The 12278-nt window shown below is 73.5% G+C and carries 9 protein-coding genes; 3 read left to right on the forward strand and 6 right to left on the reverse strand.

From position 1 onward, the window contains the following. Positions 1-201: 201 nt before the first annotated feature. Positions 202-2397 (forward strand): RecQ family ATP-dependent DNA helicase, encoded by a 2196-nt coding sequence (locus tag ACWGKU_RS06485; RefSeq protein WP_380540110.1) that lies wholly within the window; start codon positions 202-204, stop codon positions 2395-2397. Positions 2398-2823: 426 nt separating this feature from the next. Next, entirely contained in the window at positions 2824-3480 is a 657-nt protein-coding gene (locus ACWGKU_RS06490) for a hypothetical protein (protein ID WP_387694101.1), read from the forward strand. A gap of 148 nt (positions 3481-3628) precedes the next feature. Here ACWGKU_RS06490 and ACWGKU_RS06495 read toward each other — a convergent pair whose 3' ends face one another. From ACWGKU_RS06495 to ACWGKU_RS06505, 3 genes are all read right to left on the reverse strand, one after another. Then, positions 3629-4285, reverse strand: a complete 657-nt coding sequence (locus ACWGKU_RS06495) for a hypothetical protein (protein WP_452177376.1) — start codon at positions 4283-4285, stop codon at positions 3629-3631. 101 nt (positions 4286-4386) lie between these two features. Next, positions 4387-5085, reverse strand: coding sequence for a ribonuclease HII (locus tag ACWGKU_RS06500; RefSeq protein ID WP_380540118.1), 699 nt, complete (start codon positions 5083-5085; stop codon positions 4387-4389). Positions 5086-5334: 249 nt separating this feature from the next. After that, on the reverse strand, positions 5335-5940 hold the full coding sequence (locus ACWGKU_RS06505) for a TetR/AcrR family transcriptional regulator (RefSeq protein WP_359912705.1): 606 nt from the start codon (positions 5938-5940) through the stop codon (positions 5335-5337). Positions 5941-6343: 403 nt separating this feature from the next. On the opposite strand from ACWGKU_RS06505, the gene ACWGKU_RS06510 reads away from it, so the two are divergent. Further along, positions 6344-7891, forward strand: coding sequence for an MFS transporter (locus ACWGKU_RS06510; protein ID WP_380633448.1), 1548 nt, complete (start codon positions 6344-6346; stop codon positions 7889-7891). 211 nt (positions 7892-8102) lie between these two features. Here ACWGKU_RS06510 and ACWGKU_RS06515 read toward each other — a convergent pair whose 3' ends face one another. The 3 genes from ACWGKU_RS06515 to ACWGKU_RS06525 form a co-directional block, all read right to left on the reverse strand. Next, positions 8103-9626 carry a DUF4153 domain-containing protein gene (locus ACWGKU_RS06515; protein ID WP_452191371.1) on the reverse strand — a complete coding sequence of 508 codons (1524 nt, stop codon included), beginning with the start codon at positions 9624-9626 and terminating at the stop codon, positions 8103-8105. 489 nt (positions 9627-10115) lie between these two features. Further along, positions 10116-11090 (reverse strand): carbohydrate ABC transporter permease, encoded by a 975-nt coding sequence (locus tag ACWGKU_RS06520; protein ID WP_401055177.1) that lies wholly within the window; start codon positions 11088-11090, stop codon positions 10116-10118. Next, positions 11087-12154, reverse strand: a complete 1068-nt coding sequence (locus ACWGKU_RS06525) for a carbohydrate ABC transporter permease (RefSeq protein ID WP_401055178.1) — start codon at positions 12152-12154, stop codon at positions 11087-11089. The genes ACWGKU_RS06520 and ACWGKU_RS06525 overlap by 4 nt, the downstream gene beginning before the upstream one ends. Positions 12155-12278 lie beyond the last annotated feature (124 nt).

The following is a 12278-nucleotide window of genomic DNA, read 5'->3' on the forward strand; positions in this document are numbered from 1 at the left end:
CGACACCGGAACCGAGTTTTTTCCTGTGGATAACCCCGCCCCCGAATTTTCCTTCGCTCATTCGGAGTAGGCAAGACTCACTCCCACGGGTGGATTTTGTCTGCCGTTCAGCGGATCAGCGGATGAAATACACCCCGCCTTCCCCCGCTTCCCCTCCCCCGCATTCGTCGCTTGTCAGCGGTACGGGGTTACATGGACGCCATGCAGCAGCCCGACACCCACACCACCGCCACCGCCGACCGCGCCGAGGTCCGGGCGCGGGCCGAGGCCGTCCTGCGCGAGCTCGCCGGCCCCGGAGCCACCCTGCGCGAGGACCAGTGGACGGCCATCGAGGCCCTCGTGGTCGACCGCCGCCGTGCCCTGGTCGTCCAGCGCACCGGCTGGGGGAAGTCCGCGGTCTACTTCATCGCCACCGCCCTGCTCCGGGCCCGCGGCTCCGGGCCGACGGTGATCGTCTCGCCGCTGCTCGCCCTGATGCGCAACCAGGTCGAGTCGGCCGGCCGGGCCGGCATCCACGCCCGCACCATCAACTCGGCCAACAGCGACGAGTGGGCCGCGATCCAGGAGGAGGTCGCCGCGGGGAAGGTCGACATCCTTCTGGTCAGCCCCGAGCGGCTGAACAACCCGGACTTCCGTGACCAGGTGCTGCCCGAGCTCGCCGCCTCCACCGGCCTGCTGGTGGTCGACGAGGCCCACTGCATCTCGGACTGGGGGCACGACTTCCGCCCCGACTACCGCCGGCTGCGCACCATGCTCGCCGACCTGCCGGCCGGCGTCCCGGTGCTGGCCACCACCGCCACCGCCAACGCCCGGGTCACCGCGGACGTCGCCGAACAGCTCGGCACCGGCGCCACCGACGAGCACGCCCTGGTGCTGCGCGGGCCGCTCGACCGGGAGAGCCTCACCCTGGGCGTGCTCTCCCTGCCCGACCCGGCCCACCGCCTCGCCTGGCTGGCCGACCACCTCGAACGGCTCCCCGGCTCGGGCATCGTCTACACCCTGACGGTGGCCGCCGCCGAGGAGGTGACGGCCTTCCTGCGCGAGCGCGGCTTCCCGGTGGCCTCCTACTCCGGCCGCACCGAGGACGCCGAGCGCCGCACCGCCGAGGCCGACCTGCTGGCCAACCGGGTCAAGGCGCTGGTCGCCACCTCCGCACTCGGCATGGGCTTCGACAAGCCCGACCTCGGCTTCGTGGTGCACCTCGGCTCGCCCAGCTCGCCGATCGCCTACTACCAGCAGGTCGGCCGCGCCGGGCGCGGGGTGGACCGGGCCGAGGTGCTGCTGTTGCCCGGGCGCGAGGACGAGGCGATCTGGCGCTACTTCGCCTCGCTGGCCTTCCCGCCGGAGGAGCAGGTGCGCCGCACCATCGACGCCCTCGCCGAGGCCGGCCGGCCGCTCTCCACCGCCGCCCTGGAGCCCCGGGTGGATCTGCGCCGGGCCCGGCTGGAGACCATGCTCAAGGTGCTCGACGTGGACGGCGCCGTCCGCCGGGTCAAGGGCGGCTGGACGGCCACCGGGCAGAGCTGGGCGTACGACGGCGCCCGCTACGCCAAGGTCGCCGCCTCCCGGGAGGCGGAGCAGCGGGCGATGCGCGACTATGCGGCGGGCACCGGCTGCCGGATGGAGTTCCTGCGCCGCCAGCTGGACGACGAGCAGGCCGTGCCGTGCGGGCGGTGCGACAACTGCGCGGGGCCGCTGCACACCCCGGACGTCTCCGCGGAGACGCTGGCGGCCGCCCGGGCCGCGCTCGGCCGCCCCGGCGTGAGCTTCGAGCCGCGCCGGCTGTGGCCGACCGGGATGGACTCGCTGGGGGTGCCGCTCAAGGGCCGGATCCCCGCGGGCGAACAGGCGGAGACCGGCCGGGCGCTGGGCCGGCTGTCCGACATCGGCTGGGGCACCCGGCTGCGCACCCTGCTCGCCGAGCAGGCGCCGGACGTGCCGGTGCCCGGCGAGGCGGTGGACGCGCTGGTGGCGGTGCTCGCCGACTGGGCCCGGGGTCCGGGCGGCTGGGCCGGGCCCGCGACGACGGAGGGCGCCCGGCTGGAGCGGCCGGTCGGCGTGGTGACGATGGCTTCCTCGACCAGGCCGCGACTGGTCGGCAGCCTGGGCGCCCGGATCGCCGAGGTCGGGCGGCTGCCGCTGCTCGGCGGGATCGACTACGCCGGCGGGCTGCCCCCGCACGGTGCCCGCAGCAACAGCGCCCAGCGGCTGCACTCGCTGGCCGGCGCGCTGGTCCTGCCCCCGGAGGTGGAGCAGGCGGTGGCGGCCGCCGGTGGACCGGTGCTCCTGGTGGACGACCTCGTCGACTCGGGCTGGACGGTCACCGTGGCCGCCCGGCTGCTGCGCCGGGCGGGGGCGAGCGCGGTGCTGCCGCTGGTACTGGCCGTGCAGGGGTGACGCGACGGCGGAAGGCCGTCGACGAAGCCCACCCACTCACCCGAATGGCCTAACAGAAAGGATCAGGCGAAGCGATTTCGATCACACCGGCCGAACGATCCGGGAAAGGAGTGCTCACCATGCCGACGACGGTTCGCCCTGCCCTCAGGGCGCTGTGGATCAAGGCCCGGAGGCGCCTGCTCGGTACTCGGTCTGCTGTGGAACATATCCGGCAGACCATGGGCTATCGGGTGGCGTTCATCTTTTCATCATTGCCGCTCTGCCCCCGATGCCCTGAGAATTGGGAGGTACCCGAAACCCGGTCCGCTGGCCCCGCCCTTCGGCGTACCCAGGCACCCGCCTGCCCACGGGCCAGGAAGGAGGATCGTGATCAACGGTATCGACCGAGGTCAGAATCCCTTCTCCGGGAGTCCGGAACCCAGACGGGTGCTGGACCTGGAGACCTGGACCGCCTCGGGGATCCCGTTGCTGCGCGACCCCCGCGAGTTCGTCCTGGAACTGCACCAGCATCACCTGCCGCAGCCGGGCACCGTCGTGGTCGCCGTCGTGGACGCGCTCCACCGCCTCGTCGCCTCGGCCTCGTTCACCCCCTGGCCGCACGACACCGACGGCTGGCAGCACCGCAACGCGCTGCTGACGCACCTGCGCCGGATCATTCCGCACGACCTGCGACGGTCCGAGCCGGCCCGGACGGCCGTACTGCTGCGCTGCCGCGACGGCGCACCCGGCTGGACGGAGCAGGACGGCGCCTGGATGTGGGCGCTGAGAGACGCGTCCGCGCTCCACGGACTGCGCTGCGGCGCGTACATCGGGCTCACCCCGGCGGGTTGGCAGGTCCTCGGGGACGGACGGGGCGGACGCAACCCGCACGCGGGCTCGTGGGCCGACGGGCCGGTGCACACCGTGACGGAACTGCCGCCGCGCTCGGCGCTGGACGCCCCGCGCAACCACCGCACCCGCCAACAGACCGCCGACCAGGCCGAGCGCGGCGAGGACGCGGCACGCTCCCCGAAGTCCGAGCCCCCGTGGGCAGCGGCGCGGGTCGCAGCGGCCGAACCGACGCGCCGCACCGGCACGGGCTGAGTCCGCACGGGCCACCGGCCCCACCGGGGCGTCGACCGCCGGCCGCCGGCCGTCGGCACCTGCCGACGCCACCGGCCCCGAGCGCCGTGGGACGGACCGCGGGCCCGGCACCGTACGACGGCACCGGGCCCGGGGTGGACGACTGTGGTCAGGCCTTGACCGGACGGCTCGGCGCGGCTCCGGCCGCGCCCACGGCAGCCGGGCCGGCGTCGCCGCAGACCACCAGCAGCGCGGCCGCGTGGCCGAGCGCCTTGGTGTACGCCTCGGCGGCCCGGGCGGACGGTCCGCCGTTGACCACCAGGACGACCACCTCGCGGGTGACCGGACGGGTCAGCGCGGCGTCCGCGTAGAACACGTCACCGCCCTCGGCGAGCTGCGCCCAGTAGCGCTCCTCACCGAAGGAGAGCTCGTGCTGCTGCCACGGGTGGGCCTCGCCGACCGTCAGCACCAGGATGTCGCCCGGATCGCGGCCGGACTCCAACAGCAGGTCGACCGCTTCGTCGGCGTGCTCCACGGCCCGCGCCGGGGTGGCGGCGATCCGTTGGACCTCCACCTGCGGTGCGGCGGGGGCCGGGCGGCGCGGTGCCGGCCCGGGCTTGGGGATCAGTCGCGGCGGGCCCGGACGGGCGGCGCGCGGCGGGGCCGGGCGCGGAGGCGCCGGACGGGGGCCGGGCACCGGGGCCGGGGCGGCGACGGTGGTGGTGGGTGCGGTGGCGGGGGCTTGTGCGTCCGACTCGCGGGGGAAGGGAACGCCGGGGCCCGGGATGCTCTCGTGAATCTCCGGCTCCTCGGGGAAGACAGGCATACCCGGATATCTATCAAATGCCGGTCGGACGCGCACGGGCGCCCCACCCATTGGGCACCGGTCTCCTGCCGCCCCCTCCCGGGGCAATTCCAGACGGATCGTCAGAAACCGAGCGTCAACTGTTCGTCGGCGGACCCACGGCCGTCGCCCGCACCCTCCCGGACGCGCTTGAGATGGCGCCACTTCGGCAGTGCGTCCATGTACGCCCAGGAGAGCCGGTGGTGCCCGGTGGGGCCGAACTCCTCCAGTGCGGCTCGGTGCACCGGGGACGGGTAACCGGCGTTGTCGGCGAAGCCGTACTCCGGGCACCCCTCGCCCAGTTCGGCCATCAGGCCGTCGCGGTGGACCTTGGCGAGCACCGAGGCGGCGGACACGCAGATGCAGGACTGGTCGCCCTTGATCACCGTGCGCACCCGCCAGGGGCCGCCGAGGTAGTCGTGCTTGCCGTCCAGGATCACCGCGTCGGGTTCGACCGGCAGCGCCTCCAGCGCGCGGACGGCGGCCAGCCGCAGCGCCGCCGTCATGCCGAGCTCGTCGCACTCCTGCGGGGAGGCCTGCCCGAGCGCGTACGCGGTGACCCAGTCGGCGAGCACGGGGGCGAGCGCGCGGCGGCGCAGCTCGGTGAGCAGCTTGGAGTCGGTCAGCCCCTCCGGCGCCTTGCGCAGGCCGGTGACGGCCGCGCCCACCGTGACCGGCCCGGCCCAGGCGCCGCGCCCGACCTCGTCGAGACCGACGACGATCTTGGCGCCGGCCCGGCGGAGCGAGCGTTCGACGGAGTGCGTCGGGGGGACGATGGGCATGGCGTCTTCCGTTCAGCGGGGGCAGCCTCCAGCCTAAGCCCGGTCCCCGACCGCCGAGTCCGCCCTCCCGGGCGGGCGGGGCCGTCAACGGACGGGCGGGCGGGGCCGTCAACGGACGGGCGGGCGGGGCCCGCCGCCGGAGCCACCGGGCTCCGGGCCCGCCCGGCCTCCCCTCACCCGCACCCAGGCTCTCCTCGGGCGCCGCCCGGCCGCCGGGCCACACGCTCCGCGCGCCCGGCACCGGCCGCCTCAGGCCCGGATCATCGGCTCCAGCACCTCGTCCACCAACCGACCGGCGAAGCCCGGCCCCATGTTCTCCAGCCCGCGGATCTTGACCTGGTAGAGCAGTACCGCCGGGATGACGTCCGCCACCAGGGGGGTGGCCGCGCCGGGCCGGACGTCGCCGCGCTCGGCGCCGCGTCGCAGGATCTCCAGGATGGTCCGCGCGGTCGGCTCGATGACCCGGTCGGTGACGAAGGCCTTGAAGACCTCGGCCCGCTCGTGGTCGATCTCGCCCATCAGGGCATTGAGCGCGGAGCCGACCCGGGAGGTCATCGCCTTCGTGAACCCCTCGACGAGCCGGTGGAGTTCGTCCCGTGCGGACCCGAGGTCGGGGGTGTCGTAAGGGCGTGGGAGAGTGGCGTCCAGGGCGTCGAGAACGAGTTCGTCCTTGGACGCCCAGCGCCGGTAGAGCGCGGCCTTCCCGGTCCGCGCCGCACTGGCGACCCCTTCCATGGTCAGCCGCGCGTATCCGCCGGAGGTGAGCTGGTCGAGCGCGGCCTCGAAGATCGCCGCCTCCAGTTCCTTCCCCCGGCGCCGCGCCGGCCGCCTCAGTGCCTGATGGGCGGCCCGCACCGGACAGAAGGCCGGGTCCGCGCCCGGCCTGCCGCCCGGCTCCGCGCCGGCTCCGACGCCCTGCCCCGTGACCGCCGCCCCGGTGTCCGCCTCCGCGGGCCGAAGAGTCGCCTCCCCCGACGCCGGATCCGCCTGGCCGGCCGAGTCCGCCGGCCCTCCCGGAGAACCCCCCGGGGTACCTCCCCGCGACCGACCGGACCGGTCCGCCACCAGGCGCCGCACCAACCGCTCCATCGCCACCATCCTTAAGGAACGCTTGCGTTCACAATCACGGCCAGGATATCGTCCCGATTAGTGAACGATCCCGTTCCTTCTCGGCCCGCGCAAGGGCGCGCGGCCGCACCCGGACCGGCGACTCCGCCGAACCGCACCACCGAGCACACAGCCAGCAGGGGGCACATTCGTGGCCATCTCCGACACGCTCAGCAAGAACTCGCCACCGCGGACGAGCCAGGGGCGGGGCAAGGGCATCACCCTGACCGTCATCGCGGCCACCCAGCTCATGGTGGTCCTCGACGCGACCATCGTGAACATCGCGCTTCCGCACATCAAGGACGCCCTGGGCTTCTCCACCACCGACCTGTCGTGGGTCATCAACGCCTACACCCTGACCTTCGGCGGGCTGCTGCTGCTCGGCGGTCGCGCGGGCGACATCCTCGGCCGCCGCCGGGTGTTCATCTTCGGCACTCTGCTGTTCGGCCTGGCCTCGCTGCTCGGTGGTTTCGCGCAGGACAGCACTCTGCTGCTGGCCGCCCGCGCGCTCCAGGGCATCGGTGGCGCGATCTGTTCCCCGACCGCCTTCGCCCTGATCGCGACCAACTTCGACGAGGGGCCGGAACGCAACCGCGCGTTCGGCGTGTTCTCGGCGGTCGCCGGTTCGGGCGCCGCGATCGGCCTGCTGGCCGGCGGCCTGCTCACCGAGTACCTGAACTGGCGCTGGGTGTTCTTCGTCAACGTGCCGATCGCGATCCTGATCGCGATAGCCGCGCCGCGCTACATCGCCGAGTCCGAGCGCCACCCGGGCCGCTTCGACCTGCCCGGCGCGCTCACCTCGACACTCGGCCTGGTCGGCCTGGTCTACGGATTCATCCGGGCCGCCTCGGACGGCTGGTCGGACGGCATCACGCTCGGCTCCTTCGCGGCCGGCGCGATCCTGCTCGCGGCCTTCCTCGTGGTGGAGAGCCGCACCGACCAGCCGATCACCCCGATGCACCTGTTCGCCGACCGGAACCGCACCGGCGGCCTGGTGATGATGCTCTGCCTGGCCGCGGCCATGTTCGGCATCTTCTTCTACGTCGTGCTGTTCGTGCAGGGTCCGCTCGGCTACAGCCCGCTGAAGGCCGGCGTCTCCTTCCTCCCGATCAGCGTCGCGATCATCATCGCCGCGCAGATCGCCTCCAACCTCCAGGCCAAGTACGGCCCGAAGCCCTTCATGGCGGGCGGCGCGCTGCTGGTCACCGTCGGGCTCAGCTGGCTGACCCAGATGAGCAAGGACAGCGGCTACCTGGACGGGGTGCTCGGCCCCACGGTGGTGTTCGGCTTCGGCATGGGTCTGATCTTCGTCCCGGTGATGCTGCTCTCCGTCGCCGGTGTTCCGGGCGAGGAGACCGGCGCCGCCTCCGGCCTCCTCAACTCGATGCAGCAGATCGGCGGTTCGCTCGGCCTGTCGATCCTGACCACGGTCTTCGCGCACTACGCCACGGCGGAGGCCACCGCGCAGCTGCCGAAGTTCATGGAGAGTGCGACGCCGGAGCAGTTGGCCTACCTCCAGCAGCACCACGAGTTCCCGCCGGGCACGGACGCCGCCAACACCGTGCTCACCCAGGGCATTTCGCACGGCTTCATCGTGGGCGCCGCGCTCGCGGCCGTCGCCCTGCTCGTCGCGGTCTTCGCGATCAAGGCCAAGGCCAGCGACCTGCCGAGCGGCTCCTCCGCCGTCGCGATGCACTGACACCGTCACGGCGCTCCGACACCGTCACGGCAGTCCGACGCCGTCACGATGCGGCGACACCGCGGCCCGCGGCCGCAACACCGCGACACCGCGACACCGCGCGACAAGCCACAACCAGGCGCAACAAGCCGCCGCAAGACGCAGGGCCGGCCGGGAGCAGCACGCTCCCGACCGGCCCTGCCGCCGTCCACGGGCCCCCGCCCCGGTCGTCCTACCTGTCCTCGTACGCCAGCCTCGCCCAGTCGCAGGCCGTGCGGCCGGGCGCCGTCGAGTCCATCAGCGGCCGCTCCGCCAGGATCTCCCGGGCCCGGGCGGCCGCCAGGTTGGTCGCGTACCAGGGCTTCGACGCTCCGCCCACGCCCTGACCGATCAGCTGCAGCGCACAGCTCCGCTGCGGCTCGGGGAGCCGGTCCAGGGCGGGCACCGCGTCCGCCGCGAGCCGGCGGACGTTGCGCAGGTCGATCGCCGCGGTGTGCGGGTCGGTCCGCAGCGCCCGCTCGTACCGGGTGACGTTCTGCTCGGCGACGATCGCGTCCGGGCCCATCAGGCCGTAGACCGCGACGGTGAGCATCCCGCTGAGGACGACGACGCGCGGCAGCCAGCCGGTGCGGCGGGTCAGCCCTGCCGCGATCAGCAGCAGGAAGACGGCGCCCAGCCAGACCTCGACCACGAGCACCCAGAGCCGCAGCCGGGTGAGCCCGGAGGCGTCCACGTAGAACCACATCCGGCCGAGCGCCGAGGCGACCACGGCCAGCGCCAGCAGGCAGAGCAGCCCGAGCAGGATCCGCGCCATCCGGCGGTCGGCCGCGGTGCTGCGCGGCGCCCACCGCTTGGCGACCGCCACCACGACCAGCGTGAGCACGGTGATCACGCTCAGCTGCCAGAAGCCCTGCCGGGCGTACGCGGAGCGGCTCATCCCGGTGTTGCTCAGCACGGCGTCCGCACCGCCGAGCACCACCACGGCCTGGATCACGGCGAAGACGCCGAACATCAGGTTGAGCGCGACCAGCGGCAGCGCCCACTCCAGCCGGCGCCGCTCCCGGCCCGGCCGGATCACCGTGCGGTCCCAGCGGCGCGGGCCGGCGGCCATGTGCGCGAAGCCCAGCGCGGTCGCCGACCCGAGCACGAACAACACGCCGCGCCCCGGAAGTTGGTCGAGGTCGAGGTCCGGGCTGAGGCTGCCCAGCAGGTCCGCCATGGCGGCGTCGGCGCTGGCGAACAGCAGGCCGAAGACGGTCAGCAGGCCGGCGGCGACCGCGAGCGCCTTGAGCACCGGGACGATCCGGCCGCGGCCGGGCAGGTTCCGCCGGTCCACGCTCTCCCAGACCCAGACCACCGAGGGCGCCAGCTGCCACAGGATGCCGGGCAGCGGGAACAGCACACCCGCCCAGCGGCGGCCGCCGTGCAGGGCCAGCGAGGCCAGCGCGAGCGCGCCGACGGTGGCCAGCGCCCCGGGCCAGGAGGCGTCCCAGCAGGCCGGAACGGCGAGCAGGGCGAGGGCGAGCAGGCTCCACGCCGCCGTCCAGGGCCGGATCCGGCGACCGGCCGCCCGGGCGGTGACCCCTGCCCCGACGGCGACGGCGGCGCCGAGCACCAGCAGGTTGGGCCCCAGGCCGTCGAAGAGCAGCCAGGCCGTCAGCAGGCCGGTGAGCAGGGCCGCCAGGGCGACCCCGGGCGTGGCCGCCGCCCGGCGTTCGGGGTCGCTCCGGCGCAGCCACGCACCGGTCGAGGGCACGGGCGCGCCGGGAACCCGGCCCGGGCCCGGCCGCCCTTGCCGGACCTGCGGCCCCTGCGGTCCCTGCGGGCCGGGGCCCGTCGCACGGTACGGGCCGTACGGGTCGTACGCGTCATAGGGGTTGTGCGGCTCGGTCGGGCCGGCCGCCCCGGCCTCCTCGGTCGCCCCGGACAGGCCCGGAACCCCGGTCGCCCCCGACGCCTCGGTCGCCCCCTGCGCCTCGGTCGCCCCCTGCGGCTGGGTCGAACCGGTGGAGCCGGGCGAGCCAGGTGAACCGAGCGAACCGGGCGAATCAGACGCGGCGGGAACGGACGGACCTGACATGAGTCCCCCTCAGTGGTCGGCGGGCATGCGGAGGCCACCCGTCGGGCGGTCCACCGGCGGGCGCTCTCGGCGCCCCGGCCGCTGCCGACTGTAGACCATTCTGAACAGGTTCAAAAGTAAGCTCTGAACGCGTTCAGAACGCCCTCACCACCAAGGACTCCCTCGCTACCCCTTCACCGACCCGGCCAGCAGCCCGCGAACGAAGTACCGCTGGAGACTGAAGAAGACGATCAGCGGCACGACGATCGACAGGAACGCCCCGGCCGTCAGCAGCTCCCAGCGCCCGCCGAGCGAGCCGGACAGCTGCGCCAGCCGCACCGTCATCGGCGCCACCTCCGGCGTGCCGCCCGCGAAGGTCAGCGCCACCAGCAGGTCGTTCCAGACCCACAGGAACTGGAAGATCGCGAACGAGGCCAGCGCCGGGGTGCACAGCGGCAGCACGATGGAGCGGAAGATCTTGAAGTGCGAGGCGCCGTCCACCACCGCGGCCTCCATCAGGTCGCGCGGCAGCTGGGCGATGAAGTTGTGCAGCAGGAACACCGCCAGCGGCAGCGCGAACATGGTGTGCGCCAGCCAGACCGGCGCGTAGCTGCCCTTCAGGTCCACCGCCGGAATCAGCGTCAGCGCGCCCAGGTGCGCGCCGCCGGCGAACAGCCGCAGCAGCGGGATCAGCGCCATCTGGAGCGGCACCACCTGGAGCGCGAACACCGTGAAGAAGACCGCGTCGCTCCCCCGGAACCGCACCCAGGCCAGCGCGTACGCCGCCATCGCCGCCAGTGCCAGCGGGAAGACCGTCGCCGGGATGCTGATCGCCAGCGAGTTGACCAGGAAGGGCATCAGGCCGGTGGAGGCCCCGGATCCGCCCTCGAACAGCACCGAGTGGTAGTTGCCGAGGCCGAGGTCGGGGTGGAGGAAGGCGTTCCACCAGCCGCTGGCGGTCACGTCCTGCTTGGGCCGCAGCGAGGTCACCAGCAGACCCAGCGTCGGGACCGTCCAGAGCACCGTCATCGCGATCACGAACACCGAGGCCAGCGGACTGCTGAAGGCCTTCCGCACCGGCCGCACCGCACCGGCCGGCCGCACCATCCCCTCCGTCCGCACCGCCTTCGCCGTCCCCTCCCGGCCGTCCGTCCCGGTCACCGGACCTCACGCTCCTTCCGCAGCTGCAGGATGTTGTAGGCCACCAGCGGCAGCACCGCGAGGAAGAGGAGCACCGCGAGGGCACTGCCCCGCCCGGAGTTGAACTGCACGAAGGACTGCGAGTACATCTCGTTGGCCAGCACCTGGGTGCCGAAGTTGCCGCCGGTCATGGTGCGGACGATGTCGAAGGCCTTCAGGGTGATGATCATGACCGTGGTCAGGACGACCATCACCGTGGTGCGGATCATCGGCACGGTGACGTACCAGAACAGCCGCACCCCGCTCGCGCCGTCCAGCCGGGCCGCCTCCACGACCTCGTCCGGGATCGCCTTGATCGCCGCCGACAGCACCACCATCGCGAAGCCGGTCTGCACCCAGACCATCACCGCCATCAGCAGGAAGGTGTTCAGCGGCTGCGAGAGCAGCCAGTTCGGCGGATCGTCCCAGCCCACCGCGACGGCGAGCTGGCTGAGCAGACCGATCTGCGGCTGGCCCGGACCGCGCGACTCGTAGACGAACTTGAAGATGATCGACGCGCCGACCAGCGAGATCGCCATCGGCATGAAGATCAGCGACTTGTACACCGACTGGCCGCGCATCCGGTCCACCAGCAGCGCCAGTACCAGCCCCAGCCCGGTCGCCGCCAACGGCGCGACCACCAGCCAGAGCAGCGTGTTGACCAGCACCTTCTGCACCGAGTCGGAGGTGAGGGCCCAGCCGAAGTTCTCACCGCCGACGAACCGGGTGCCGTCGTCGTTCTGGAGGCTGAGGTAGACCGTGCGGACCAGCGGCACGACCAGGCCGACGGCCAGCAGCAGCACCGCCGGGCCGAGGAACACCGCGACCGCCAGCGGACGGGCCAGGCGGCCCCGGGCCCGGCCGGCGACCAGGAAGACCACCAGCAGGATGCCGAGGAAGCCGGCGACGGCGCCGAAGGTGTTGCCGAACTTGACGGCCGCGTCGTTCCAGGTGCCGGCCGCCAGTCTCTCGGCGACCAGCCCGCCGGCGGCCAACCGGTCCGCGGCCAACTCGGCGACGGGTGACGGGAATCCGGGTACGGACATGGCTGTGCGTCCCTTCGGGCGTGGTGGGAAGGGGGCGGGCGGTGCGGGTGGGTGGCCCCGCACCGCCCTCGGCAGGTGGTCCCAGTGCGCCGGCAGCGGACCGGCGCCTCGGTTGCTCGCGCCG

The organism is Kitasatospora sp. NPDC054768, from assembly GCF_053612025.1.

Coding starts and splice junctions, on each gene's coding strand:
- ACWGKU_RS06485 (WP_380540110.1), top strand. CDS start 202: ATGCAGCAGCCCGACACCCACACCACCGCCACCGCCGACCGCGCCGAG.
- ACWGKU_RS06495 (WP_452177376.1), bottom strand. CDS start 4,285: ATGCCTGTCTTCCCCGAGGAGCCGGAGATTCACGAGAGCATCCCGGGC.
- ACWGKU_RS06500 (WP_380540118.1), bottom strand. CDS start 5,085: ATGCCCATCGTCCCCCCGACGCACTCCGTCGAACGCTCGCTCCGCCGG.
- ACWGKU_RS06525 (WP_401055178.1), bottom strand. CDS start 12,154: ATGTCCGTACCCGGATTCCCGTCACCCGTCGCCGAGTTGGCCGCGGAC.